Source organism: Streptomyces sp. NPDC000348, from assembly GCF_042898795.1.
In the GTDB taxonomy this organism is placed as follows: domain Bacteria; phylum Actinomycetota; class Actinomycetes; order Streptomycetales; family Streptomycetaceae; genus Streptomyces.
In genome coordinates this window covers 298,207-323,114 of sequence record NZ_JBIAZD010000001.1, presented here as the reverse complement: position 1 = coordinate 323,114, position 24,908 = coordinate 298,207, and the positions used below count along the sequence as shown (strand labels likewise).

Genomic DNA, 24,908 nt, shown 5'->3' with positions numbered 1-24,908 from the left:
GTACCCAGAGATGTCCCACGACGGCGTCGGTCCGCGCGCGGCTCTGCGCTCGGTCGCCTTCCTCACCGCCGGCCTGCTCGCGGTGCCCGCGCTGGCCGGATGCGGCTCCGACGACCCGGCGGGCAAGCCTCTCGCGGGAGCGGACATCGCACGTGCCGACCGGACCCGGATCGCCGACGGGGGCACCCTGCGCTGGGCCGTGGACACCGTTCCGGACACCCTGAACACCTTCCAGTCGGACGCCGACGCCACCACCACCCGGATCGCCCAGGCCGTCCTGCCGTCGATGTACCGGATGGACGGCCGGGGCCGGCCGGTGCGCAACCCCGACTACCTGGAGTCCGCCGAGGTCGTCGACACCGAGCCCAAGCAGGTGGTCCTCTACCGGCTCAACCAGCAGGCCGTCTGGAGCGACGGCCGCGAGATCGGCGCCGCCGACTTCGCCGCCCAGTGGCGCGCCCTGTCCGGCAGGGACACCGCCTACTGGACCGCCCGCAACGCCGGCTACGACCGCATCGGGAAGATCGAGCGGGGTGAGAACGACCTCGAGGTCAAGGTCACCTTCAGCCGCCCCTACGCCGACTGGAAGTCGCTGTTCACGCCGCTGTACCCGAAGGAGGTCATGGGCGCCCCGGACTCCTTCAACGACGGGGCCCGCAAGAAGCTGAAGGTCACCGCCGGGCCCTTCACGGTGAAGAAGGTCGACACCGGCAAGGACGAGGTCACCCTCGTCCGCAGCACGCGCTGGTGGGGCGACCCGGCGATGCTCTCCGAGATCGTGCTGCGGGCGGTGCCCCGCGAGAAGCGGATCTCCGCGCTCGCCGCGGGCACCCTCGATCTGGCCGAGATCGATCCCGCCGCCGCCCGCCGCGTCACCGCCGCCGCGCTCCCGCGGGACGGGAGCGGCCCCCTCATGGGCCCCGGCCCCGGCGCCGGCCGGGCCGCCGCGGCGGCCCTGCGCTCCTGGGCCGTCGCCAACGGCTCCGACGAGGAGGCCGCCGAGGAGGAGATCTCCGCCCGCGAGGAGCTGCGCGAGAAGGCCGCGAGGCAGGCCCGCCGGCAGAAGGCCCTCAGCGGCTTCGAGGTGCGCAAGTCACTGGAGCCCGCCTACACCCAGCTCGCCCTCAACGGCGTCGGCGGCCCCCTCGCCGACGAGCGGGTCCGCCGCGCCGTGGCCCGCGCCCTGGACCGCGAGGCCATCGCCGAGGCGGTCCTGGAACCGCTCGGCCTGCCCGCCGAGCCCGTCGGCAGCCACCTCGCGCTGTCCGGCCAGGCCGCCTACGCCGACGGCAGCGGAGCCCTCGGCGAGCAGGACGCCAAGGAGGCGCGGGCGCTGCTCGCGGACGCCGGCTGGGTGCCGGGCGGGCCGGTGAAGAAGAAGGACGAGGCGGGCGAGGAGGAGGAGGCGGCCGGCTCGGAGGGGGACACCGGGGACGATTCGGAGGGCGGCGACGACGGCACGTACATCGTCGGGGAGGACGACGGGAGCAACGGGGACGGCGGGGACGACGACAAGGCCCCGCGGGACTCCGGCACCGGCGCCAGGCGGCTCGAGCAGGGCGGCGCCCCCGGCGCCTACGCCCCCACGGGCACCGCCGCCCCGGCCCGCGCCGGGAACACCCGTCTCGCCAAGGACGGCAAGGCGCTCACCCTCCGCTTCGTCCTGCCCTCGGGACCGGGCTCGGACACGCTGCGCACCGTGGCCGGCCGGATCGCGCGGATGCTGGAGCGGATCGGCATCGGCACGAAGATCACCAAGGTCGACGACACCAGCTACTTCAAGGACCACATCGCGTCCGGCGAGTACGACCTCGCCCTGTACTCCTGGCCCGCGACCGCCTACCCCGCCACCGACGCCCGCCCCGTCTACGCCAAACCGGTCCCGGCCGCCGACGGCTCCCTGAACGTGGAGCAGAACTACACCCGCGTCGGCACCGACCGGGTCGACCAGCTCTTCGACCAGGCCGTCACCACGCTCGACGACTCCGAGCGCCGCGCCCTGCTCCGCAAGGCCGACTCCCGCATCTGGGCGGCGGCCGGCTCCATCCCGCTCTACCAGCGCCCCCAGCTCACCGCCGCCCGCAGGAACCTGGCCAACGCCGGCGCGTTCGGGTTCCGGACGCCGGTCTACGAGGACATGGGCTTCCTGGAGAAGCCGGCCCAGGGGCCGACGGGCACCCCGGGCACGAAGAGCGCCGAGTCGCCGGCCGGGGACTGACGCGCACGCACGAGAGCGGCACACCCCCGCCGGGGGTGTGCCGCTCAGGTGTCCGGGTCAGCCGTGCTTGGCGCGGCTCGCGGCGCGGGCGCGCTCGCGGGCGTCCAGGTTCACCTTGCGGATGCGGACCGCCTCCGGGGTGACCTCCACGCACTCGTCGTCGCGGCAGAACTCCAGGGACTGCTCCAGCGACAGCTTGCGCGGCGGGACGATCGACTCGGCCACGTCGGCCGTGGACGACCGCATGTTGGTGAGCTTCTTCTCCTTGGTGATGTTGACGTCCATGTCGTCGGAGCGGGAGTTCTCACCGACGATCATGCCCTCGTACACCTCGGTGCCGGGCTCGACGAACAGCACGCCGCGCTCCTGGAGGTTGGTCATCGCGAACGCGGTGACGGCACCGGCGCGGTCGGCGACCAGGGAGCCGTTGTTGCGGGTGGTGAGGGTGCCGAACCAGGGCTCGTGGCCCTCGTGGATGGAGTGGCCGATGCCCGTGCCGCGGGTCTGGGTCAGGAACTCCGTACGGAAGCCGATCAGACCGCGGGAGGGCACCACGAACTCCATGCGCACCCAGCCCGAACCGTGGTTGGACATGTTGTCCATCCGGCCCTTGCGGACGCCCATGAGCTGCGTGACCGCGCCCATGTGCTCCTCGGGGACGTCGATGGTCATGCGCTCGACCGGCTCGTGGACCTTGCCGTCGACCTCCTTGGTGACCACCTGCGGCTTGCCGACGGTGAGCTCGTAGCCCTCGCGCCGCATCTGCTCGACCAGGATGGCCAGCGCCAGCTCGCCGCGGCCCTGCACCTCCCAGGCGTCGGGGCGGTCGGTGTCCAGGACGCGGAGCGAGACGTTGCCGATCAGCTCGCGGTCCAGGCGGTCCTTGACCTGGCGGGCGGTGACCTTGCGGTCCTTGACGGCCGCCTTCGCGTCGGCGCCCTTGCCGGTGCCGCCGCGGCCGACCAGCGGGGAGGTGTTGGTGCCGATGGTCATGGAGATCGCCGGCTCGTCCACCGTGATCAGCGGCAGCGCGACCGGGTTCTCCTGGTCGGCCAGGGTCTCGCCGATCATGATGTCCGGGATGCCGGCGACGGCGCAGATGTCACCGGGGCCGGCCTTCTCGGCGGGCTTGCGGGTGAGCGCCTCGGTCATCATCAGCTCGGAGATGCGCACGTTGGAGACGGACCCGTCGCGCTTCATCCAGGCGACCGTCTGGCCCTTCTTCAGCTCGCCCTGGTGGACGCGGAGCAGGGCGATGCGGCCGAGGAAGTTGTCGGCGTCGAGGTTGGTGACGTGGGCCTGGAGCGGGGCGTCCTCGTCGTAGGTGGGGGCCGGGATGTGCTCCAGGATCGTGGAGAAGAACGGCTCCAGCGAGTCGGAGTCGGCCGGGACCGTGCCGTCCTCCGGCTTGGTCAGGGAGGCCACGCCGTCCCGGCCGCAGGCGTAGACGATCGGGAACTCGATCTGCTCCTCGTCGGCGTCCAGGTCGAGGAAGAGGTCGTAGGTCTCGTTGACGACCTCGTCGATCCGGGCGTCCGGGCGGTCCGTCTTGTTGATGCAGAGGATGATCGGCAGCCGCTGCTGGAGCGCCTTGCGCAGCACGAAGCGGGTCTGCGGCAGCGGACCCTCGGAGGCGTCCACCAGCAGCACCACACCGTCGACCATCGACAGACCGCGCTCGACCTCGCCGCCGAAGTCGGCGTGGCCGGGGGTGTCGATGATGTTGATCGTGATGGGCTCCCCGCCGTCCTTGGGGTGGTACTTCACCGCCGTGTTCTTGGCGAGGATCGTGATGCCCTTCTCACGCTCCAGGTCGTTCGAGTCCATCATGCGGTCGTCGACCGAGTCGAGCTGGTGCGCGGCGAAGGCGCCGGCCTGCTTGAGCATGCCGTCGACGATGGTGGTCTTGCCGTGGTCGACGTGGGCGACGATGGCGACGTTGCGGATGTCGTGGCGCGTGGCCATATAAGGCGTACTCCCGGAGTGCTGAGGAATGCCCCGCACGGGCGTCTGTGGTGTGCGGGCCCTGCCGGGCTGAACACGCCTCGGCCTCACCCCATGGTACGGGGCCGCCGCGAGGTCCGTCCTCGCGAGCCCGCGGGGCCCCTGTTCCTCCTGGGAGCCGGGAGGGGTCGTTCGGATATCGGTGTGCGCGCGAACGCGTTTCGGACATGTAAACAAAAAGCTGTACGTAATTGTCCGAATTGCCGGTTTATCCCTGAGGGTGTCAAGCGCGCGTAGGTGTCAATCTTTGCAATTTTCGCTCAAAATATGAACGGTAGGGAGATCCCTATGCCTTCCGCCCTTGACGCGCGTTGACTGTCTTGGCGAAAGTTCCCCCAAACCACAGAACCTGCCGGTATCTGTGCTGCGCTCAACTCTCCAACCCCCCGGGGGACGAACACGATGACCAGTCCAATCAAGGCCGAGGACTCCGGGTCCGCGGCTGTCTTGGACCCTGAGCTCGCGGCGACCGCCGAAAACACGGCCGCCAAGGGCGTCAAGCAGCCCGAGGGTCGTTCCCCCGGCCAGTTGATGTGGCAGCGCTTCAAGCGCGACCGTACCGGAGTCGTCTCCGCGTGTGTGGTGATTTTCTTCTTCGCGGTCGCCGCGTGCGCCCCGTTGATCTCGAAGGTGTACGGCAAGGACCCGTACACCCTCTACGGGCAGGAGAACCCGGATCTCCTCGACCTCTTCACCATGCCGGCGAAGCCCTTCGGCGGCATCGACGGGGAGTTCTGGTTCGGCGTCGAGCCCGGCCTCGGCCGTGACGTGTTCACGCAGTTGATCTACGGCATCCGGACCTCGCTCGCCACGGCGCTGGTCGCGACGCTCCTGATGACGGTGCTGGGTGTGCTGATCGGTCTCGCCGGCGGCTACTTCGGCGGGAAGATCGACTACTGGCTCGGCCGGATCACCGACTTCTTCATGGCCCTGCCCAGCCAGCTGTTCTTCGTCGCCGCTATGCCCGTCATCACCACGGTGTTCGTCGCCCCGGACAAGGAGACGCCCACCTATGTGCGCGCCTGCGCGATCATCATCGTGCTGTCCTTCCTGGGGTGGATGAGCATGGCGCGGATCGTCCGCGGCGCCGCGCTCTCCCTGCGCGACCGGGAGTTCATCGAGGCGGCGCGGATCTCCGGGGCCTCGCCCTGGCGCATCATCCGCAAGGAACTGCTGCCCAACATCGTCACGCCGACGCTGGTGCAGGCGACGCTCACGCTGCCCTCCACCATCCTCAGTATCGCGTTCCTCTCCTTCGTGGGAGTGGGCTACGTCGAGCCCACGCCGGACTGGGGGCGGATGTTCTCCATCGGCGCCCGCATCGTGGAACAGGACCCGTACTACATGCTCTTCCCCGGAGTGGCCATGGTGATCTTCGTCGTGGCCTTCAACCTCCTCGGCGACTCGGTGCGGGACGCCTTCGATCCCAAGACGGGGCGCTGAGCCCACAGGGGAACCCCCCACACTCCCGCTCGGCCGGTTCCGGCGCCCCACGGCCCGGCTCCGACCACGTACCAGCAGTGCTCACTACTCACAGGCAGGTGGATCCGTCCTCATGAGCATCTTCCGTAACCGTGCCGCCACGGCCGCGATCGTCGCGGTCGCCGCCGGCGCCCTGACCCTCACCGCCTGCGGTGGCGGCGGCAGCGACAGCCCGGCCAAGGACAACAGCAAGAACAAAGAGGACGCCAAGTCGCAGTCGAAGCCGGTGCAGATCGGTGACGTGAAGGCGTCGACCGGTCCGGCCGCCGAGATCCCGGGCGCCCAGCCGGGCGGCACCATGGCCGTCTACCAGGAGGACGACTTCTCCCACCTGGACCCGGGTCAGATCTACGTCTCGGACGGCAAGCTGCTCAGCCGCCTCATCTACCGCGGCCTGACCCAGTACTCCGAGGACGACCAGGGCAACCTGACCGTCGTGGGCGACCTCGCCACCGACGCGGGCAAGGTCTCGGACGGCGGCAAGACCTGGACCTACACCCTGAAGGACGACCTGAAGGACGAGAACGGCAACCCGATCAACTCGGCGGACATCCGCCACACGATCGAGCGCATGTACGCCTCGTTCATCACCGACGGTCCGACCTACCTGCAGCAGTGGCTGTCCGGCGCCGGCACCACCTACCGCAAGGCGTACGAGGGCCCGTTCAAGGGCAAGCACCTGCCGGACGACGTCCTGGAGACCCCGGACGACAAGACGGTCGTCTTCCACTTCAAGGACGCGCAGCCCGATCTCCCGCAGATGCTGACCATGCCCGGTTACAGCATCGTCCCGGAGGAGACGGACACCAAGGAGAAGTACGACAACGACCCGGTCGCCACGGGTCCGTACAAGATCGCCGACTTCAAGCCCGGCAAGTCCATGAAGCTGGTCAAGAACACCGAGTGGGACGCGAAGTCCGACTCCGTGCGCCACCAGTACGTCGACGGTTTCGACATCTCGATGAACCACGACGACGAGGACCAGACCAAGACCCTCCTGGCCGACCAGGGCGAGGCCAAGAACGCGATGATGTTCACGGGCCAGGTCGCCACCACCCAGCTCCAGAAGGTGGTGAGCGACAAGGAGGCCATGAAGCGCACGATCCAGGGCTACGCGCCCTACGTGTGGCAGCTGAACTTCAACATGGACCGCGTCAAGGACAAGAAGCTCCGCGACGCCATCACCCTCGCGATGCCCTCCACCGCGGTCTTCAAGGCCGACGGCGGCGCCTACGGCGGTGAGGTCGCCAACTCCCTGACCTCGCCCACCACTCCGGGTTACAACGAGTCCTTCGACCCGTTCAACCGCTCGAAGAAGCCCAACGGCGACATCGAGGCCGCCAAGAAGCTGATCAAGGAAGGCGGCTTTGAGGGCAAGAGCCTCGTCTACGCCTACGCCAACACGCCGGTCCGTCAGCAGCAGGCCGTGCTGATCACCGACGCCCTGGAGAAGATCGGTCTCGACATCCAGAAGAAGGAGATCGACGCCGCCACCTGGTACGAGCAGGTCGGCAAGGTCAAGAACGGCTACGACCTGTACATGACCGGCTGGGGCCAGGACTGGCCGTCCGCCTCCACGGTCGTCCCGCCGCTCTACGACGGCACGCAGATCCAGGACGGTTCGTCGAACTACTCGCACATCAACGACGACCACGTCAACTCGGAGATCCAGCGCATCCTGAAGATCACCGACACCGCCGAGGCCACCAAGGCGTGGGCCGAGCTGAGCGAGTACATCGCCAAGGAAGTCAACCCGGCCGCCCCGATCTACTACACCAAGGTCTTCCAGATCTTCGGTTCGAACGTCGGCGGCATCCGCTACAGCTCCGACTCGAGCTACGTGGACGTCACCCGGGTCTTCCTCAAGAAGTAACCGCCGGCCCGGGATCCCGGTGGTGGGCGCGCGGCGGAGCGCCCACCACCGGGCCCCGGACGTCTCCAGACTCACCCTCCGAATTGCCGCCGTCCTGAGAGCAGCTTCCTGCCATGCTTCCCTTCCTCATTCGCCGGACGTTCGGCGCGGCGCTGATCCTGGTGTTGATCAGTGCGTTCACCTTCTTCATGTTCTTCGCGATCCCGCAGGACCCGGCGCTGCTGGCCTGTGGCAAGAACTGCACTCCGGACGCGCTGGAGATCATCCACAAGAACCTCGGCCTCGACCAGCCGGTCACCGTCCAGTACTGGAACTTCCTGATCGGCGTCTTCGCCGGCCGTGACTTCGCCGTCGGTCACTGTGCCGCCCCCTGCTTCGGCGTCTCCTTCGCCAACAACCAGAACGTCTGGGACACCATCCTCGACCGTTTCCCGCTGACGCTCTCGCTGACCGTCGGCAGCCTCCTGGTCTTCCTCGTCGTGGGTCTCGGCGCCGGCATGCTCGCCGCGAAGCACCGCGGCACCTGGGTGGACAAGACCTTCAGCTCCGGCTCGCTGGTCATCAGCTCCATGCAGATCTACTTCCTCGGCCCGCTGGTGCTGCTCGCCCTGGTCTACAGCACCGGCTGGCTCGACAAGCCGAAGTACGTGCCCTTCTCCGAGGACCTCGGCGGCTGGTTCATGGGCCTGCTGATCCCCTGGATCGTCATGGCGACCATCTTCACCGCCAACTACACTCGTATGAGCCGGTCCTCGATGATCGAGCAGCTCCAGGAGGAGCACGTCAAGGCGGCCCGCGCCAAGGGCATGTCGGGCAACTTCGTCTTCTTCCGCTACGCCTGGCGCGGTTCCCTCATCCCCATCATCACCATCCTCGGCATCGACCTGTCCTCGCTGCTGTCGGGCGGCATGGTGACGGAGCTGACGTTCGGTCTGGCCGGACTCGGCCGGCTCGCGCTGGACTCCGTCATCGACAAGGACCTGCCGATGCTGATGGGCGTCATGCTCGTCAGTGCCGCGCTCATCATCTTCTTCAACCTGATCGTGGACGCTCTGTACGCCGTCATCGACCCGCGCGTGCGTCTGTCCTAGGAGAACCCACCGTGACCACTCAGACCAAGCCCGAAGAGGCTCCGGCCGCCGCCGCGGGGGAAGCCTTCCTCTCGGTGCGCGACCTCAAGGTCCACTTCTCCACCGAGGACGGCATCGTCAAGGCGGTGGACGGGCTCTCCTTCGACCTGGAGCGCGGCAAAACCCTCGGCATCGTGGGCGAGTCCGGCTCCGGCAAGTCGGTGACCAACCTGGCCGTGCTCGGCCTGCACAACCGCAAGAAGACCGCCATCGACGGGTCGATCACGCTGGACGGTCAGGAGCTGACCACGGCCGGCGAGAAGCAGCTGGAGACGCTGCGCGGCAAGAAGATGGCGATGATCTTCCAGGACGCGCTGACCGCGCTGTCGCCGTACTACACGGTCGGCCGTCAGATCGGTGAGCCGTTCATGAAGCACACCGGCGCCTCCAAGAGGGACGCCCGGGTGCGCGCCATCGACCTGCTCCAGAAGGTCGGCATCCCGCACCCGCAGAAGCGGGTCGACGACTACCCGCACCAGTTCTCCGGCGGTATGCGGCAGCGTGCCATGATCGCCATGGCGCTCTCCTGCGACCCTGACCTGCTCATCGCCGACGAGCCGACCACGGCGCTCGACGTGACGGTGCAGGCGCAGATCCTCGACCTGCTCAAGGACCTGCAGCAGGAGTTCGGCTCCGCGATCATCATGATCACCCACGACCTCGGTGTGGTCGCCAACATGGCCGACGACATCCTGGTGATGTACGCCGGCCGTGCCGTGGAGCGCGGCTCGGTGCGCGAGGTGCTCAAGACGCCTCAGCACCCCTACACCTGGGGCCTGCTGGGGTCGATGCCGAGGCTCTCCGCCTCCGTCGACGAGCCGCTGATGCCGATCCCGGGCTCGCCGCCCTCCCTGCTCAACCCGCCCTCGGGCTGCCCGTTCCACCCGCGGTGCGGCTTCACCGACAAGGTCTCCGGGGACCGTTGCTCGGGCGAGCGCCCGCTGCTCGGCCAAGGGCGCGGGGCCGCCTGCCACCTGACGGCGGAGCAGCGGCAGCAGGTGTTCATCGAGACGATTCAGCCCCGGCTGGGCTGAGCGGAAACCGGCGACTGGGGCATCACCATGAGCGACAACAGTAAGACGACCACGGCGGTCGCCGACACGGTCCCGCAGCAGCGGGAGGGTGACGGGGCGCCGCTGCTGAAGGTCAGTGGTCTGACGAAGCACTTCCCGATCAAGGGCGGCTTCCCGATCCGGCGCACCGTCGGCGCGGTCAAGGCCGTCGACGGCGTCGACTTCGAGGTCTTCCCGGGGGAGAGCCTCGGCCTCGTCGGCGAGTCCGGCTGCGGCAAGTCGACGACCGGCCGGCTGCTGACCCGGCTGTACGAGCCGACCACGGGCAGCATCGAGTACAAGGGCAAGGACATCAGCCGGGCCGGCCGCAGGGAGCTGGCGCCGATCAGGTCCGAGATCCAGATGATCTTCCAGGACCCGTACACGGCGCTGAACCCGCGGCAGACCGTGGGCACGATCATCGCGGGCCCGATGGAGATCAACGGGATCAACCCGCCGGGCGGCCGCGAGAAGCGGGTCCGGGAGCTCCTGGAGATCGTCGGTCTCAACCCGGAGCACTACAACCGCTTCCCGCACGAGTTCTCCGGCGGCCAGCGCCAGCGCATCGGTGTCGCGCGGGCCATCGCGCTGGAGCCGAAGCTGATCGTCGCCGACGAGCCGGTCTCGGCCCTCGACGTGTCGATCCAGGCCCAGGTGGTGAACCTGCTGCAGGAGGTGCAGCGGGAGATGGGGATCGCCTTCGTCTTCATCGCCCACGACCTGGCGATCGTGCGGCACTTCTCGCAGCGCGTCGCGGTGATGTACCTCGGCAAGATCGTGGAGATCGCGGACCGCGACTCGATCTACAACCGGCCCCGCCACCCCTACACGCACGCGCTGCTGTCGGCGGTTCCGGACGCCGACATCGACGCGGAGAAGAGGGAGCGCATCCGCCTCGAGGGCGACGTGCCCTCGCCGATCGCCCCGCCGTCCGGCTGCCGGTTCCGCACCCGCTGCTGGAAGGCGCAGGACAAGTGCGCGACCGAGGAGCCGCCGCTGGTCCGGATCGACGGCAGCAAGCCGGGGCACCTGACGGCCTGCCACTTCCCGGAGGAGCCCACGACCGAGGCCCGCGCCGAGGACGTGGTGATGGACCCGGGGCTGAGGGCCCTGGAGAAGGGTGACGCGGCCAAGGCCTGACGTCGATCCCCCGAAGGAACACGGGCACGGGTGCGGGAGCGCAGGACTCCCGCACCCGTGCCCTTTTGGCTGCCCTTTTCGGGCGTCTCATACGTACATACGGCTGGAGTCGTCCTCGGACAGGCGTCGTACATGTGCGTGATGCACCCTTTGTGTCGATATTGGCGTGAAGGACCGGCGCACGTACTCGGCCCACGTACGAGGAGGCACCCATGCGCGCAGTCACGCACGCCCGATGGGCCGTCTGTGCGGTGGCGGCCGCCCTCGCCGCGACCGCCTGCGGAGGCGGCGGGGGCGGCGGCGACACCGGCGCCGTGCTGAGCGCCTCCTGGGGCGATCCGCAGAACCCGCTGGAGCCGGCCAACACCAACGAGGTCCAGGGCGGCAAGGTCCTCGACATGGTCTTCCGGGGGCTGAAGCGGTACGACCCGGTCACCGGCGAGGCGAAGGACATGCTCGCCGAGCGGATCGAGACCTCCGACTCGCGGACCTTCCGCATCACCGTCAAGGACGGCTGGACCTTCAGCAACGGGGAGAAGGTCACCGCCCGTTCCTTCGTCGACGCCTGGAACTACGGCGCGAGCCTGCGGAACAACCAGCGCAACGCGTACTTCTTCGGCTACATCGAGGGCTACGACGAGGTCCACCCCGAGGACGGCGGCAAGCAGACCGCCGACACCCTGTCCGGCCTGAAGGTCGTCGACGACCGGACCTTCACCGTCGAACTCACCCAGACGTTCTCCACCTTCCCCGACACCCTCGGCTACAACGCCTTCGCCCCGCTGCCCCGCGCCTTCTTCGACGACCACGACGCCTGGGTGAGGAAACCCGTCGGCAACGGCCCCTACCTGGTCGACTCCTACGTCCGCGGCGCGCAGATGGCCCTGCGCGCGTGGGACGGCTACCCCGGCCCCGACAAGGCGCGCAACGGCGGCGTCGACCTCAGGGTCTACACCGACAGCAACACCGCCTACACCGACCTGATGGCCGGCAACCTCGACCTGGTCGACGACGTCCCCGCCGCCCAGCTGAAGAACGTGGAGAGCGACCTCGGCGACCGCTACCTCAACACCCCCGCCGGCATCCTCCAGACCCTGGCCTTCCCCCATTACGACGACGCCTGGGGCGAACCCGGTGCGGAGAAGATCCGCAAGGGCCTGTCCATGGCCATCGACCGCGAGCGGATCACCGACACGCTCTTCCGGAGGACCCGCACCCCCGCCACCGACTGGACCTCCCCGGTCCTCGGCGAGGACGGCGGCTTCCGGGCCGGCCTGTGCGGGGAGGCCTGCGCGTACCGGCCCGCCGCCGCCAGGAAGCTCATCCAGGAGGGCGGCGGCCTGCCCGGCGGCCGGGTGACGATCACCTACAACACGGACACCGGATCCCACCGCGCCTGGGTCGACGCCGTCTGCAACTCCATCAACAACGCGCTGGGCGACGAACGCGCCTGCGTCGCCGCACCGGTCGGCACCTTCGCCGACTACCGCAACCAGATCACCGGCCGCAGGATGAGCGGCCCGTTCCGCGCCGGCTGGCAGATGGACTACCCGCTCATCCAGAACTTCCTCCAGCCGCTCTACTACACCGACGCCTCCTCCAACGACGGCAAGTGGTCCGACAAGAGGTTCGACGACCTCGTCGACCGGGCCAACCGGGAGGCCGACCCCGCCAAGGCCGTCAGCCTGTTCCAGCAGGCCGAGGAGGTCGTCCGCGACACCATGGCCGCCATCCCGCTCTGGTACCAGAACGGCAGCGCCGGCTGGTCCGAACGGCTCTCCGACGTCAGGCTCAACCCCTTCAGCGTCCCCGTGTACGACCAGATCAAGGTGGCCTGAACCGTCATGGGGCGCTACGTCGTCCGGCGGCTGCTCCAGATGGTCCCGGTGTTCGTCGGGGCCACGCTGCTGATCTTCCTCATGGTCAACGTGATGGGCGACCCCGTCGCGGGCCTGTGCGGCGAGCGCCGGTGCGACCCGGCGACCGCGGACCGGCTGCGGCAGGAGTTCGGTCTGGACCGGCCGGTCTGGCAGCAGTACCTGACCTACATGGGCAACGTCCTCACCGGGGACTTCGGCACCGCCTTCAACGGCCAGGAGGTCACCGAGCTGATGTCGACGGCGTTCCCCGTCACCATCCGGCTCACCCTGATCGCGATCCTCTTCGAGATCGTCGTCGGCGTCACCCTCGGCGTGGTCACCGGACTGCGCCGGGGCCGCCCCGTCGACACCGGCGTCCTGCTGCTCACCCTCGTCGTCGTCTCCGTGCCCACCTTCGTCACCGGCCTGCTGCTCCAGCTGCTGCTCGGCGTGGAGTGGGGCTGGATCCGGCCCTCGGTCTCCGCCGCGGCGCCCCTCGGCGAACTGCTCCTGCCCGGCCTGGTGCTGGCCTCCGTCTCGCTCGCCTACGTCACCCGGCTGACCCGCACCTCCATCGCCGAGAACCGCCGCTCCGACTACGTCCGCACCGCCGTCGCCAAGGGCCTGCCCCGGCGCCGGGTGGTCGTGCGGCACCTGCTGCGCAACTCGCTCATCCCCGTGGTCACCTTCATCGGGGCCGACATCGGCTTCCTGATGGGCGGCGCGATCGTCACCGAGCGGATCTTCAACATCCACGGCGTCGGCTACCAGCTCTACCAGGGCATCCTGCGGCAGAACACCCAGACCGTCGTCGGCTTCGTCACCGTGCTCGTCCTGGTCTTCCTGGTCGCCAACCTCGTCGTCGACCTCCTCTACGCCGTACTGGACCCAAGGATCCGCTATGCCTGAGCAGCACTACGAACCCGAGCCCGCCTTCGCGGGGGCCGCCGTCGGCGGCACCGTGGACCTGGGCGTCGCGGAGACCGGGACCCCGCGGCGGCGGCCGGAGGGCCCGGACGGACCCGGACCACGGGACCGGCCCCGCTCCCTGTGGTCCGACGCCTGGCGCGACCTGCGCCGCAACCCCGTCTTCCTCGTCTCCGCCCTGGTCATCCTCTTCCTGGTCCTCATCTCCCTGTGGCCCTCGGCGATCGCCTCCGGCAGCCCCCTCGCGTGCGACCTCGCCAGGGCCCAGGAGGGACCCCGGCCGGGCCATCCCTTCGGCTTCGACGGCCAGGGCTGCGACGTCTACACCCGCACCGTCCACGGCGCCCGTACGTCCGTCGCGGTCGGCGTCCTCGCCACCCTCGGCGTCACGCTCCTGGGGAGCGTCCTGGGCGCCCTGGCGGGCTACTTCGGCGGCGTCTGGGACGCGGTCCTGTCCCGGATCACCGACGTCTTCTTCGCCGTCCCGGTCGTCCTCGGCGGACTCGTGCTGCTCTCCGTCGTCACCAGCGACACCGTCTGGCCCGTCATCGGCTTCATCGTGCTGCTCGGCTGGCCGCAGATCTCCCGCATCGCCCGCGGCTCCGTCATCACCGCCAAGCAGAACGACTACGTCCAGGCCGCGCGGGCCCTCGGCGCCTCCCCCTCCCGCCTGATGCTGCGGCACATCGCGCCCAACGCCGTCGCGCCCGTGATCGTCGTCGCGACCATCGCGCTCGGCACCTACATCGCGCTGGAGGCCACCCTGTCCTACCTCGGCGTCGGCCTGAAGCCGCCCAGCGTCTCCTGGGGCATCGACATCTCCGCCGCCTCCCCGTACGTCCGCAACGCCCCGCACGCGCTGCTGTGGCCCTCCGGGGCCCTCGCGGTCACCGTCCTGGCGTTCATCATGCTCGGCGACGCGGTCCGCGACGCCCTCGACCCGAAACTGAGGTGAGCCGCCGTGCTGCTCGAAGTGCGGGACCTGCACGTGGAGTTCCACACCCGGGACGGGATCGCGAAGGCCGTCGACGGGGTCGGCTACGGCGTGGACGCGGGCGAGACGCTGGCCGTGCTCGGCGAGTCCGGCTCCGGCAAGTCGGTGACCGCGCAGGCGGTCATGGGCATCCTCGACGTCCCGCCCGGCCGGATCACCGGCGGCGAGGTCGTCTTCCGGGGGCGGGACCTGCTGAAGCTGAAGGAGGACGAACGGCGCAGGGTCCGCGGCGCCGAGATGGCGATGATCTTCCAGGACGCGCTGTCGTCCCTGAACCCCGTGCTCTCCGTCGGCGACCAGCTCGCCGAGATGTTCACCGTGCACCGGGGCATGTCGCGCAGGGACGCGCGGGCGAAGGCCGTCGAGCTGATGGACCGGGTGCGCATCCCCGCCGCCCGGGAGCGGGTCGGGCAGTACCCGCACCAGTTCTCCGGCGGCATGCGCCAGCGCATCATGATCGCGATGGCGCTGGCCCTGGAACCCGCCCTGATCATCGCCGACGAGCCGACCACCGCCCTCGACGTCACCGTCCAGGCCCAGGTGATGGAGCTGCTCGCGGAACTCCGGCGGGAGTACCGCATGGGCCTCGTCCTCATCACCCACGACCTGGGCGTGGTCGCCGACGTGGCCGACCGCATCGCCGTGATGTACGCGGGCCGGATCGTCGAGTCGGCGCCGGTCCACGACGTCTACAAGGCGCCGGCGCACCCCTACACCCGCGGCCTGCTGGACTCCGTCCCGCGCGTGGACCTCAAGGGCCGGGAGCTCTACGCCATCAAGGGACTGCCGCCCAACCTCACGCGCGTCCCGCCGGGCTGCGCCTTCCACCCCCGCTGCCCGCTGGCCCGCGACGTCTGCCGCACCGACGAGCCGCCGCTGTACGAGGTCTCGGCGACGCGGAAGAGCGCCTGCCACTTCTGGCGGGAGTGCCTGGATGGCTGAGCCGGTCCTGGAGGTCAGCGGTCTGGTCAAGCACTACCCGCTGACGCGGGGCGTCGTCCTCCGCAAGCAGGTCGGCGTCGTGCGCGCGGTCGACGGCGTGGACTTCCGCCTCGGCCGGGGCGAGACGCTGGGCATCGTCGGCGAGTCCGGCTGCGGCAAGTCCACGGTCGCGAGGATGCTGGTCAACCTCGAACGCCCGACGGCCGGTTCGATCCGCTACAAGGGCGAGGACATCACCCGCCTGTCGGGCCGGGCGCTCAGGGCCGTGCGCCGCAACATCCAGATGGTCTTCCAGGACCCGTACACCTCCCTCAACCCCCGCATGACGGTGGGCGACATCATCGGGGAGCCGTACGACATCCACCCCGAGGCGGCGCCCAGGGGCGACCGGCGCCGGAGGGTGCAGGAGCTGCTGGACGTCGTCGGCCTCGACCCGGAGTACGTCAACCGCTATCCGCACCAGTTCTCCGGCGGCCAGCGCCAGCGCATCGGCATCGCACGGGGCCTGGCGCTGCGCCCCGAGGTGATCGTCGCCGACGAACCGGTCTCCGCGCTGGACGTGTCGGTGCAGGCCCAGGTCGTCAACCTGATGGACCGGCTGCAGTCCGAGTTCGGCCTGGCGTACGTGTTCATCGCGCACGACCTGTCGGTCGTCCGGCACCTCTCCGACCGGGTCGGGGTGATGTACCTCGGCCGGATCGTGGAGACCGGCACGGACACCGAGATCTACGAGCACCCCACGCACCCCTACACCCAGGCCCTGCTCTCCGCCGTGCCCGTACCGGACCCGGAGGCCCGGGAGCGCCGCGAGCGGATCGTCCTCAGCGGCGACGTCCCCTCGCCGGCGGACGTCCCGTCCGGCTGCCGCTTCCGCACCCGCTGCTGGAAGGCGCGGGAGCGCTGTGCGCGGGAGGCGCCGGTGCTCGCGGTGCCCGAGGGGTTCCGCACGGCCGGCGGCCCGGCGGCCCACGAATCGGCCTGCCACTTCGCGGAGGAGAAGGCGGTGGCGGCCGTGGAGGGGCACGGCAGCGGGCCGGGGTGACATGGCTGCACCCCGGCCCGCTTACGGCACCCGCACGGCCGTACGCTGATCAGCGTTCCCTGTCCGTATATCGGAACCGCTTCCGTGAAGTTGCCTCTGTGTTAACGCGGTTCGTCCTCGTTTGTGAGGCCCAGCGAGCGCTTGAGGAAGCCGAGCTGGAGCCGGAGCAGGTTCTCGGCGACCTCCTCCTGCGGGGTCATGTGGGTGACGCCGGACAGCGGCAGCACCTCGTGCGGGCGGCCGGCCGCCAGCAGTGCGGAGGAGAGCCGCAGCGAGTGGGCGACCACCACGTTGTCGTCCGCCAGCCCGTGGATGATCATCATCGGGCGGTGCGGTCCGGCGGCGTCCACCAGGCCCGCGTCGTCGATCACCGAGTTGCGGCGGTACACCTCCGGCTGCTCGTCCGGGTGGCCCACGTAGCGCTCCTGGTAGTGGGTGTCGTACAGGCGCAGGTCGGTGACCGGGGCGCCCACCACCGCCGCGTGGAAGACGTCGGGGCGGCGCAGCGCCGCCAGGGCCGCCAGGTACCCGCCGAAGGACCAGCCCCGGATGGCGACCCGGTCCAGGTCGAGCGGGAAGTCGGCGGCGAGCGCCTGGAGCGCGTCGACCTGGTCCTGGACGACGACGGCGGCGATGTCGTCCCGGACGGCCTTCTCCCAGGCGGGCGAGTGGCCCGGGGTCCCGCGCCCGTCCGCGACGATCACCGCGAAACCCTGGTCGGCGAACCACTGCGAGGTCAGGTGCGGGTTGTGGGCGGCGAGCACCCGCTGTCCGTGCGGACCGCCGTAGGGGTCCATGAGCACCGGCAGAGGGGTGTCACCGGCGTAGTCACGAGGCATAAGCACGGCGCACGGAATACGGCGTGCGCCCCCCTGTGTCAGCGTCACGCGCGGGGACATACCGGGGTCTTCGGCGTACGAGCGGACAGTGGCCGTCGGTTTCCCGTCACGCAGCACCCGGACCCGCGAACCTGGCCGGTCCGGGGTCGCGGAGACGAGGACGGTCACGCCCCCGGCGCGCACCGCCGAGTGCACCCCGGGCTCCTGGGAGACGCGCTCCACGCCGAGTTCGTTCACCCGGTAGACGTGCACCTCGCCGATCTCCGGACCGGCCGCCTCCGCACCCGCCGACGCCGAGACCAGCACGTCCTCGTCGGAGACGTCCAGTACGGCACGGATGTGCAACTGCGCTCCGGTGAGCGGTCGTTCACCGACGGCGAGTCGTCGTGCGCCCCCCTCGTCCGCGATCCGCACCAGCTGCCCGGAAGGGCTCCAGCACGGCACCCCGGGGAAAAGTTCCAGCCAATTCTGATCATCGTCGGCGTGCACCATCCGGGTCGCCCCGGAGTCCGGTTCCACGGCCAGGACCACCTGGCCGCGCTGGTCGCGCGTCTGCACCAGCAGCAGCGGGGCACCCGCCGCTGACCAGTGCACATGTGCCAGATACGGGTAGCGCGCACGGTCCCAGGAGACCTCGGTGCGCGCTCCGTCGAGGCCGATCGCGAACAGCCGGACGTCCGCGTTCGGGGTGCCCGCCGCAGGGTACGCCACCCGCTGCGGCTCCCGCTCCGGATGCGCCGGATCGGAGATCCACCAGCGCCGTACCGGCGTGTCGTCCACGCGCGCCACCAGCAGCCGGTCCGACTCCGGGGCCCACCAGAAGCCCCGCGAGCGGCCCATCTCCTCGGCCGCGACGAACTCGGCCAGACCGTAGGTGACGCCCTCCGACTCCGGTGTCGCCAGCGCCCGTTCGTCCGCCCCCTCGGTCCCCACGACCCGCAGCGCACCCCGGGAGACGTAGGCGACGTACCGTCCGTCGGGCGACGGGCGGGGGTCGATCACCGGCCCCGGCACGGGCAGTTCACGTGCCGTCCCGGCCCGTAGTTCGGCCGTGAAAAGCCGCCCTGACAAGGCGAAAGACGCCACCTCGACCGCCGCGTCGGTGGCGTAGCCGACGATGCCGGCGCCGCCCTCGCGGCTCCGCTCGCGCCGCGCCCGCTCTTCGGCGGAGAGGTTCTCCGAGGCCCCGCCCAGGAGGGCGCGCGGGTCCGCCGCCACGCGCTCCCCGCCCCCTTCCGTGTCGAGGACCCACAGCGAATGGGCCCGGTCCGTACCGGAACCGGAGCGCAGGAACACGACACGCGAGCCGTCGGGGGCCACGCTGAACGAACGCGGCGCGCCGAGCGTGAAACGCAGGGTGCGGGCATGCCGTCGGGGGAAGGAGTCGGTCTCGGTCGTCATGCCCTGACCATATTGGCCATGCGCCCCCTTGTGCGGCCGTGCGCCGATCGATGCGCACGTACGGATAGTTATGATCGTTAGCGCATAGTGGGTATGAACCTGCTGGCTGCTGTGTCGTTTTACCTGCCCCCATGTTCCTACGTCTCCTTACCCCCGCGCCCTGGATCTTTGGAGGTGAACCGCCGTGGCACTCTCGATTTCGGCGGTGGTGCTGCTGGCGATCATCGTCTTCCTGCTGATCAAGAAGTCAGGCCTGAAGGCAGGGCACGCCGTGGTGTGCATGCTGCTCGGCTTCTACCTCGCCTCGTCGACGATCGCCCCGACCATCAGCGAGCTGACGACGAACATCGCGGGGATGATCGGCAGCATCAACTTCTGAACCACTCCGTCTTCCGGCCGGGCCCCGAGGCACGTCCCGGGACCCAGCCGGAGTCCACGTCCCGTCCGTCCTCCCGTCCCGCTTCCCCGCAGCGGGCTCCGTGGGCTCCGGACCGGCGGCGCCCGGTGCGGTGGAGGCCGTGGGGGAGTGACGCGCGTCGGCGGCCCTGCCGACGGCCGTCACGTCGTCCGCGGCGACTCCGCCGGGACCGTGCGGGCGGGGGAGGGCGACGGGGGACCGGCCGCCTGAGCGGGTGATCCTCCCGCCCCGTGCCCCCTCGCCTGTTACTCATTGGTAAGCGATGATGGCGGGGCCATCATCCACGTGCGCAGGGCGGAGCCGCCGGTGACGACTTCCGAGCAACAGAGCGAGGCGCAGGCGAGGGTGCACGCCTTCCGGGACGACGCCCTCGGCGACCATGACGCGGTCGGCCTCGCCCGCGCGATCCGCCGGGGCGAGGTCGGCGCCGCCGAGGCCGCCCGGGACGCGGCGGCCCGGGTCAGGGCCGTCGAGTCCCGGCTCCACGCCGTCCAGGTGCACCTCGACGTCCCGGCCCACGGCTCGGGGGCCGGCGGCCTGCTGGCCGGGGTGCCGACCTTCGTCAAGGACAACACCGACTACCAGGGCCTGCCCACGGGCCACGGCAGCGCCGCGTTCGCGCCCCGCGCCGCCCGGCGGCACGCCCCGTTCACCCGCCAGTTCCTGAGCACCGGCGTCACGGTGCTCGGCAAGACCCGGCTGCCCGAGTTCGGGTTCAGCCCCACCACGGAGTACGAGGGCGCCGAGCCCGTCCGCAACCCGTGGCACACCGGCCATTCGGCGGGCGGTTCGTCCGGTGGCAGCGCGGCGCTCGTCGCCGCCGGTGCGGTGCCGATCGCGCACGCCAACGACGGCGGCGGCTCGATCCGCATCCCCGCCGCCGCGTGCGGACTCGTCGGGCTGAAGCCGACCCGCGGCCGGGTGGTGGCCAACACGCAGGGCCGCGGGCTCCCCATCGACCTCATCACCGACGGCGTCGTGAGCCGCTCGGTACGGGACAGCGCGGCGTTCCTCGCGGCGGCGGAACAGTACTGGCGCAACCCGAAGCTTCCGCCCGTGGGCCTGGTCGAGGGCCCCTCGGACCGCCGTCTGCGCATCGGGTTCCTGGTGGACTCCCCGAGCGGCGTCCGTGCCGACGCCGACACCCAGGCGGCCGTCACGGAGACGGCACGGCGTCTCGAGCGGCTCGGCCACACCGTGGAACCGGTGGAACTCCCCATCGGCCCGCGCTTCAGCGAGGACTTCCTCACCTACTGGGGCATGCTGTCGTTCCTGCTCGGCGTCACCGGCAGGACGCTCGGCGCGGACTTCGACCGCCGCCGCATGGACGGGCTGAGCCGGGGCCTGCGCGAGATGTACATGGGCAGGTGGCGGACCACGCCGGGCGTCGTGCGCAGACTGAAGCGCACGCGGGAGGCGTACGCGGCGGGCTTCCGGGGCCTGGACGTCGTCCTCTCCCCGGTCCTCGCCCACACCACCCCACCGCTCGGCCACCTCAGTCCGACCGTCCCGTACGCCACACTGGTCGAGCGGCTCGTCGCCTACGTGGCGTTCACCCCGGTCGACAACGTCGTCGGCACCCCGTCGCTCTCGCTGCCGGCCGCGCACACGACACAGGACGGCCTCCCCGTCGGCGTCATGTTCTCCGCCCGCCCGGGGGCGGAACGGACGCTGCTGGAGCTGGCGTTCGCCCTGGAGGCGGAGCAGCCGTTCCGGCGGCTCCGGGACGTCTGACGGGGTCCGAGGAGGTGCCGGCGAGAACCGTGGGTACCTGGCCGGGCCACTCATCCGAGAACGTGAGCATCTCGGCCCTCGCTGCTCTCGGGGTGCTCACTTGAGCGCCTGACTGACATTCCCCCTCCCGTTGTTCACGGTTTCTTCCAGGGGTACGGCCGAGGGGGTGGGACGCTCCCCGGCCGTGTACGGCGCGAAACCGGCCCACGCGGTGGGGGCGAGGATCGGTCGGGAGCCTTCGACGCTCCCCGCTTTCCCGCGCCGGTCTCCCTGAGCTTGGCGGGCCGGGGAGGAACGAAGGATCAGAGAGGGCGGCGCGGGGGCGACGACAGCATGGACAGACGGCTTCGGGAGCAGGCGAAGGCGTCGCCCGACTTCGGACGCCTCTACGGGCACCAGCCGCTCCTCGCCCTCTACGGTTCGCAGGCCGAACTCACCGTCTCCACCCATCCGAACGCCGCCCACGTCGGCATCGGTCAGTTCGGTGAGGTGCCGGCCGAGGAGTTCGTCATGCGGACGGGCACGCGCGTCGAGGGGACCCGCCGGATCGACCGGCTCGACGCGCTCACCCGGGCCGGAGTCCTCGGCGGCTGCGGATCTACGACTTCCGCACCGGCCGGCACTTCACGCTCAAGCAGCGCCCGCTCACCCGCGCCCACCTGGACGACTTCGTGGCGGCCTGCCGGCCGGGCGAGCCCCGCTCCTCCCGCGTCGAGTCGGAGGGCGAGAACGGGCCGTTCAAGAAGTTCAGCCACGAGGACCTGATCACCCCCGCCAAACCCCACCCCTCCCGCCCGTGGCTGCACTCACTCGGGCGGGTGAGCATCCCCGGTTCGGCTGGATTTCCGGGCCGCCCAGGCCCGACGCTCAGCGCAACGCACCACCGCAGCCGCAGACATGAGACGGCCCCCGCCGGGAGCGCAATCCCAATGCGAGGGCCTGACCACCAAGGAAGCTGGAACCTTCCCGACGGATACGCAAAACCCCGGCGTGCCCCCGCGCGCCCGGGCCCGCCTCGCGGGCAACAAGCACCCGAACCGGGCCCACCGCACCACCGGCGGGCTCCAGCACGGACCGGACGGTTTTCGTTGCGGAGGGCGAACAGCACTGGTTCCTCAGCTGTCAGGACTGCCCGAAGGAGCGGAGCCGGGCGGGGGGCCGTCGGTCGGTGCTCCGCTGGGCGGCTGACCGCCTCCGCCGCCGGGCGCGTTGCCGCCGGTGGGCTCGGTGCCGGTGTCGATGGGGACGGCCAGCTTCGCCGTGTAGCCGGCCTTCACCGACCCGCTCACGGTGGCGAGCTGGTGGGCCCCGCCGTCGTCGCCGAAGACGTTGTCGGTCTTGAGGGTCAGCTGTGAGAGGTTCTCGACGGAGGACTCGTATCCGTCGGTGGCGAAGACGGTGTCGCAGATGTTCTTCGGGAGGGCCATCTGGGACGTCGACAGACGCTTGTCGTAGTCGGTGACGGAGTCGAGGTCGGGATAGACCTCGAAGTGCACGTGCGGCCAGCGGCCCGGGTAGCAGGCGGGGAAGACGCTGACGAACGTGACCCGGCCGTCACTGTCGGCGACCTGCACGCCGCGCAGGTAGTTCTCGTCCTCGATCCCGCTGGAGTACAGGGAGTAGTTGCCGTCCCGGTCGCACTGCCAGGCGTAGACGGCCGCGCCGGCGAGCGGCCCGCCGTCGTTGACGATGTCCAGCACCGTGAACTCGAAAGTGAGGGGGATGCCCGGAGCGGTCGTCGTCGAGTCGCCGAAGCTCGAGCGGATGTCCTGGCGGACGATTCCGTCCTTGTCCAGGACGTTGACCCCGTTGGTGCCGTCCGCGGGGTAGGGGCCGTTGGTCTCGTCGGGGATCTCGGTGAGGCCGGACGACGATGACGCGGAGGCGGTGGTCTTGCCCGTGCCGCTGCTGGAGCCCGAGCCGCACGCCGCCAGCGCCGCCATGCCACCGACCCCTCCGAGGAAGGACAGGGCCCGCCTGCGGGAGAGGGTGCCCAGGTCGAAGCCGAGTCCCTGGTCGACGACCTCTTCCTCGGGGTTCGGAAGCAGGCGCCCCTGGTAGGCGGGGCCGTCGGGCGTCTGATGGGCTTTCGGCTTGCGCATGGGGCGCCCTTCCGTCGGAGGGTGACAGGTTCGTGAGGTCCGCATCGGGCCCCGTGAGCAGGGCGCCGTCGCCGATCCGAGGGGCAGCCTGGCACCGGAATCCATGACCCCGCTCGGTGCCGCCTGTGAGCCGGCCGGGAAGGGCGGGCCGGCCGGCGAGCGTGCTCGGTGAGGTCACGGGGCGGGTGCCGGGGAGCCGCGTCGGCCTTCCGGCCGGTGCCGGACCCGGCGTCGGCGCCGTGTTCGACGACATCCACCCCATGGACGGTCTTCCGCGCTACGGGGACGAGCACGCGGCCTCATAGGGTGGACCCCATGACGGAACTGCCCGACCGGCGTCTGCTGCTGGTGCACGCACACCCGGACGACGAGTCGATCAACAACGGCGCGACCATGGCCCGGTACGCAGCCGAGGGTGCCCATGTGACGCTGGTCACCTGCACGCTCGGTGAGCGGGGCGAGGTCATCCCGCCCGAGCTGGGGCATCTGAGCGGGGCCGCCCTCGGCGGGCACCGGCTCGGAGAGCTGAGGGACGCGATGCGGGCGCTCGGGGTCGAGGACTTCCGGCTGCTCGGCGGGGCCGGGCGGTACTGCGACTCCGGGATGACGGGACTGCCCGACAACGACGACCCCGGCTGCTTCTGGCAGGCCGACGTCGACCGGGCGGCGGGGCTGCTCGCCGAGGTGATCCTCGACGTCCGCCCCCAGGTCCTCGTCACCTACGACGACAACGGCGGCTACGGCCACCCCGACCACGTCCAGGCCCACCGCGTCGCCATGCGCGCCGTGGAACTCGCCGCGGAGCAGGGCTGGGACGTCCCCAAGGTCTACTGGAACCGCGTGCCCCGGTCCGTCGCCGAGGAGGCCTTCGCCCGTCTCCGCGACGACCTGCCCGGTCTGCCCTTCGAGAAGGCGGGCACCCTCGACGACGTACCGGGTGTCGTCGACGACGAGCGGATCACCACCGCGGTCGACGGCACCGCGTACGCCGCCGCCAAGGCCGCCGCGATGCGGGCGCACGCCACCCAGATCACGGTGGCCGAACCGTACTTCGTCCTCTCCAACGAGCTCGCCCAGCCGCTCTTCACCACCGAGTACTACGAATTGGTGCGCGGCGGACGTCCGGAAGGGCCGGAGAGCGACCTGTTCGCCGGGATCGGGGGGACGCCGTGAGCGATCGGTCGCCCTCCGCGCTCGCCCAGCCGCTGCGGCCGCCCTCCGCCGGACGGGCCGCCGCCTGCCTCGGGCTGTTCCTGCTCGGCGGCGTGGTCGGTACGGCCGGGGCGCTGGTGCAGCCCGCGTGGTTCCCCGGCGGGCTGCTGCTCGCCCTCGCCGGTGAGGCCGGGCTGGTCCTGGGGGCCACCCGCGCCCTGCGCAGCCGGGCCGGAGGCGTCTGGGCCGCCGCCGGCTGGATGCTCGCCGTCGTCCTGCTCACCACCAGCCGCCCGGAGGGCGACTTCCTGTTCGCCGCGGCCGGCGGCTCCTATCTCTTCCTCCTCGGCGGCATCGCCACGGCTGTGATCTGCGCCACCCTTGCTCCCGGGCGGCAACCGGACGGCCCTCCCGCCCGACTTGGCAAGTGACGTACCACTTCGCCGTGTCACGGGCGTGCGGGTCCGGCGGGGGTTTACCCGACGGTCCTGGGATACGGGTCGGATATGGCCAGTAAGGTGGTGCGCGCCGCCGAGCCTCCCTCGAACCCTCGGCTTCGCCCGAGCTGGGGGGACCCCCACCGTGAGGTCGTGACGGGC

19 protein-coding genes are annotated in these 24,908 nt (G+C 70.6%); 16 read left to right on the top strand and 3 right to left on the bottom strand.

The features are described 5' to 3' along the window. Nucleotides 1-10 precede the first annotated feature (10 nt). The gene (locus tag ACFY3N_RS01540; protein WP_390814620.1) at nucleotides 11-2,218 is read left to right on the top strand and encodes an ABC transporter family substrate-binding protein; all 2,208 of its coding nucleotides are present in this window, start codon (nucleotides 11-13) and stop codon (nucleotides 2,216-2,218) included. Nucleotides 2,219-2,275: 57 nt separating this feature from the next. On the opposite strand, the gene typA is transcribed toward ACFY3N_RS01540, so the two are convergent. Beyond that, nucleotides 2,276-4,183 (bottom strand): translational GTPase TypA, encoded by a 1,908-nt coding sequence (gene typA, locus ACFY3N_RS01535; protein WP_390814619.1) that lies wholly within the window; start codon nucleotides 4,181-4,183, stop codon nucleotides 2,276-2,278. A gap of 441 nt (nucleotides 4,184-4,624) precedes the next feature. On the opposite strand from typA, the gene ACFY3N_RS01530 reads away from it, so the two are divergent. The 10 genes from ACFY3N_RS01530 to ACFY3N_RS01485 all read left to right on the top strand — a co-directional run bounded on the left by ACFY3N_RS01530 (nucleotide 4,625) and on the right by ACFY3N_RS01485 (nucleotide 16,663). After that, nucleotides 4,625-5,665 carry an ABC transporter permease gene (locus ACFY3N_RS01530; protein ID WP_390814618.1) on the top strand — a complete coding sequence of 347 codons (1,041 nt, stop codon included), beginning with the start codon at nucleotides 4,625-4,627 and terminating at the stop codon, nucleotides 5,663-5,665. A gap of 112 nt (nucleotides 5,666-5,777) precedes the next feature. Beyond that, on the top strand, nucleotides 5,778-7,577 hold the full coding sequence (locus ACFY3N_RS01525) for an ABC transporter substrate-binding protein (protein ID WP_390814617.1): 1,800 nt from the start codon (nucleotides 5,778-5,780) through the stop codon (nucleotides 7,575-7,577). 113 nt (nucleotides 7,578-7,690) lie between these two features. Further along, entirely contained in the window at nucleotides 7,691-8,668 is a 978-nt protein-coding gene (locus tag ACFY3N_RS01520) for an ABC transporter permease (RefSeq protein WP_390814616.1), read from the top strand. Between the two features lie 11 nt (nucleotides 8,669-8,679). Next, complete coding sequence (locus ACFY3N_RS01515; RefSeq protein ID WP_390814615.1) at nucleotides 8,680-9,741, top strand: ABC transporter ATP-binding protein; 1,062 nt, start codon at nucleotides 8,680-8,682, stop codon at nucleotides 9,739-9,741. 27 nt (nucleotides 9,742-9,768) lie between these two features. Then, nucleotides 9,769-10,899: an ABC transporter ATP-binding protein gene (locus tag ACFY3N_RS01510; RefSeq protein WP_390814614.1), complete on the top strand. Its 1,131-nt coding sequence runs from the start codon at nucleotides 9,769-9,771 to the stop codon at nucleotides 10,897-10,899. Between the two features lie 212 nt (nucleotides 10,900-11,111). Then, on the top strand, nucleotides 11,112-12,737 hold the full coding sequence (locus ACFY3N_RS01505) for an ABC transporter substrate-binding protein (protein WP_390814613.1): 1,626 nt from the start codon (nucleotides 11,112-11,114) through the stop codon (nucleotides 12,735-12,737). Nucleotides 12,738-12,743: 6 nt separating this feature from the next. Next, entirely contained in the window at nucleotides 12,744-13,667 is a 924-nt protein-coding gene (locus ACFY3N_RS01500) for an ABC transporter permease (protein WP_390814612.1), read from the top strand. Beyond that, entirely contained in the window at nucleotides 13,660-14,640 is a 981-nt protein-coding gene (locus tag ACFY3N_RS01495) for an ABC transporter permease (RefSeq protein ID WP_390814611.1), read from the top strand. Before ACFY3N_RS01500 ends, ACFY3N_RS01495 begins: the two co-directional genes overlap by 8 nt. 6 nt (nucleotides 14,641-14,646) lie before the next feature. After that, nucleotides 14,647-15,621: an ABC transporter ATP-binding protein gene (locus tag ACFY3N_RS01490; protein ID WP_390814610.1), complete on the top strand. Its 975-nt coding sequence runs from the start codon at nucleotides 14,647-14,649 to the stop codon at nucleotides 15,619-15,621. Further along, nucleotides 15,614-16,663: an ABC transporter ATP-binding protein gene (locus ACFY3N_RS01485; RefSeq protein ID WP_390814609.1), complete on the top strand. Its 1,050-nt coding sequence runs from the start codon at nucleotides 15,614-15,616 to the stop codon at nucleotides 16,661-16,663. Before ACFY3N_RS01490 ends, ACFY3N_RS01485 begins: the two co-directional genes overlap by 8 nt. A 101-nt stretch (nucleotides 16,664-16,764) precedes the next feature. Here ACFY3N_RS01485 and ACFY3N_RS01480 read toward each other — a convergent pair whose 3' ends face one another. Next, a complete protein-coding gene (locus ACFY3N_RS01480; RefSeq protein WP_390814608.1) occupies nucleotides 16,765-18,903 on the bottom strand; it encodes a prolyl oligopeptidase family serine peptidase in 2,139 nt (712 codons plus the stop codon). Nucleotides 18,904-19,087: 184 nt separating this feature from the next. Here ACFY3N_RS01480 and ACFY3N_RS01475 point away from each other — a divergent pair, with 184 nt between their 5' ends. The 3 genes from ACFY3N_RS01475 (at nucleotide 19,088) to ACFY3N_RS01465 (ending at nucleotide 21,820) form a co-directional block, all read left to right on the top strand. Continuing rightward, on the top strand, nucleotides 19,088-19,282 hold the full coding sequence (locus tag ACFY3N_RS01475; protein ID WP_030860044.1) for a hypothetical protein: 195 nt from the start codon (nucleotides 19,088-19,090) through the stop codon (nucleotides 19,280-19,282). Between the two features lie 345 nt (nucleotides 19,283-19,627). Next, on the top strand, nucleotides 19,628-21,055 hold the full coding sequence (locus ACFY3N_RS01470) for an amidase (protein WP_390814607.1): 1,428 nt from the start codon (nucleotides 19,628-19,630) through the stop codon (nucleotides 21,053-21,055). A 333-nt stretch (nucleotides 21,056-21,388) separates the two neighbouring features. Next, a complete protein-coding gene (locus ACFY3N_RS01465; protein ID WP_390814606.1) occupies nucleotides 21,389-21,820 on the top strand; it encodes a hypothetical protein in 432 nt (143 codons plus the stop codon). 350 nt (nucleotides 21,821-22,170) lie between these two features. Here ACFY3N_RS01465 and ACFY3N_RS01460 read toward each other — a convergent pair whose 3' ends face one another. Next, nucleotides 22,171-23,157, bottom strand: coding sequence for an intradiol ring-cleavage dioxygenase (locus tag ACFY3N_RS01460; RefSeq protein ID WP_390814605.1), 987 nt, complete (start codon nucleotides 23,155-23,157; stop codon nucleotides 22,171-22,173). Between the two features lie 315 nt (nucleotides 23,158-23,472). On the opposite strand from ACFY3N_RS01460, the gene mshB reads away from it, so the two are divergent. Beyond that, nucleotides 23,473-24,330, top strand: a complete 858-nt coding sequence (mshB, locus tag ACFY3N_RS01455) for an N-acetyl-1-D-myo-inositol-2-amino-2-deoxy-alpha-D-glucopyranoside deacetylase (RefSeq protein WP_390814604.1) — start codon at nucleotides 23,473-23,475, stop codon at nucleotides 24,328-24,330. Beyond that, nucleotides 24,327-24,740, top strand: a complete 414-nt coding sequence (locus tag ACFY3N_RS01450; protein WP_390814603.1) for a DUF6113 family protein — start codon at nucleotides 24,327-24,329, stop codon at nucleotides 24,738-24,740. Before mshB ends, ACFY3N_RS01450 begins: the two co-directional genes overlap by 4 nt. The last annotated feature ends 168 nt before the right edge of the window (nucleotides 24,741-24,908 follow it).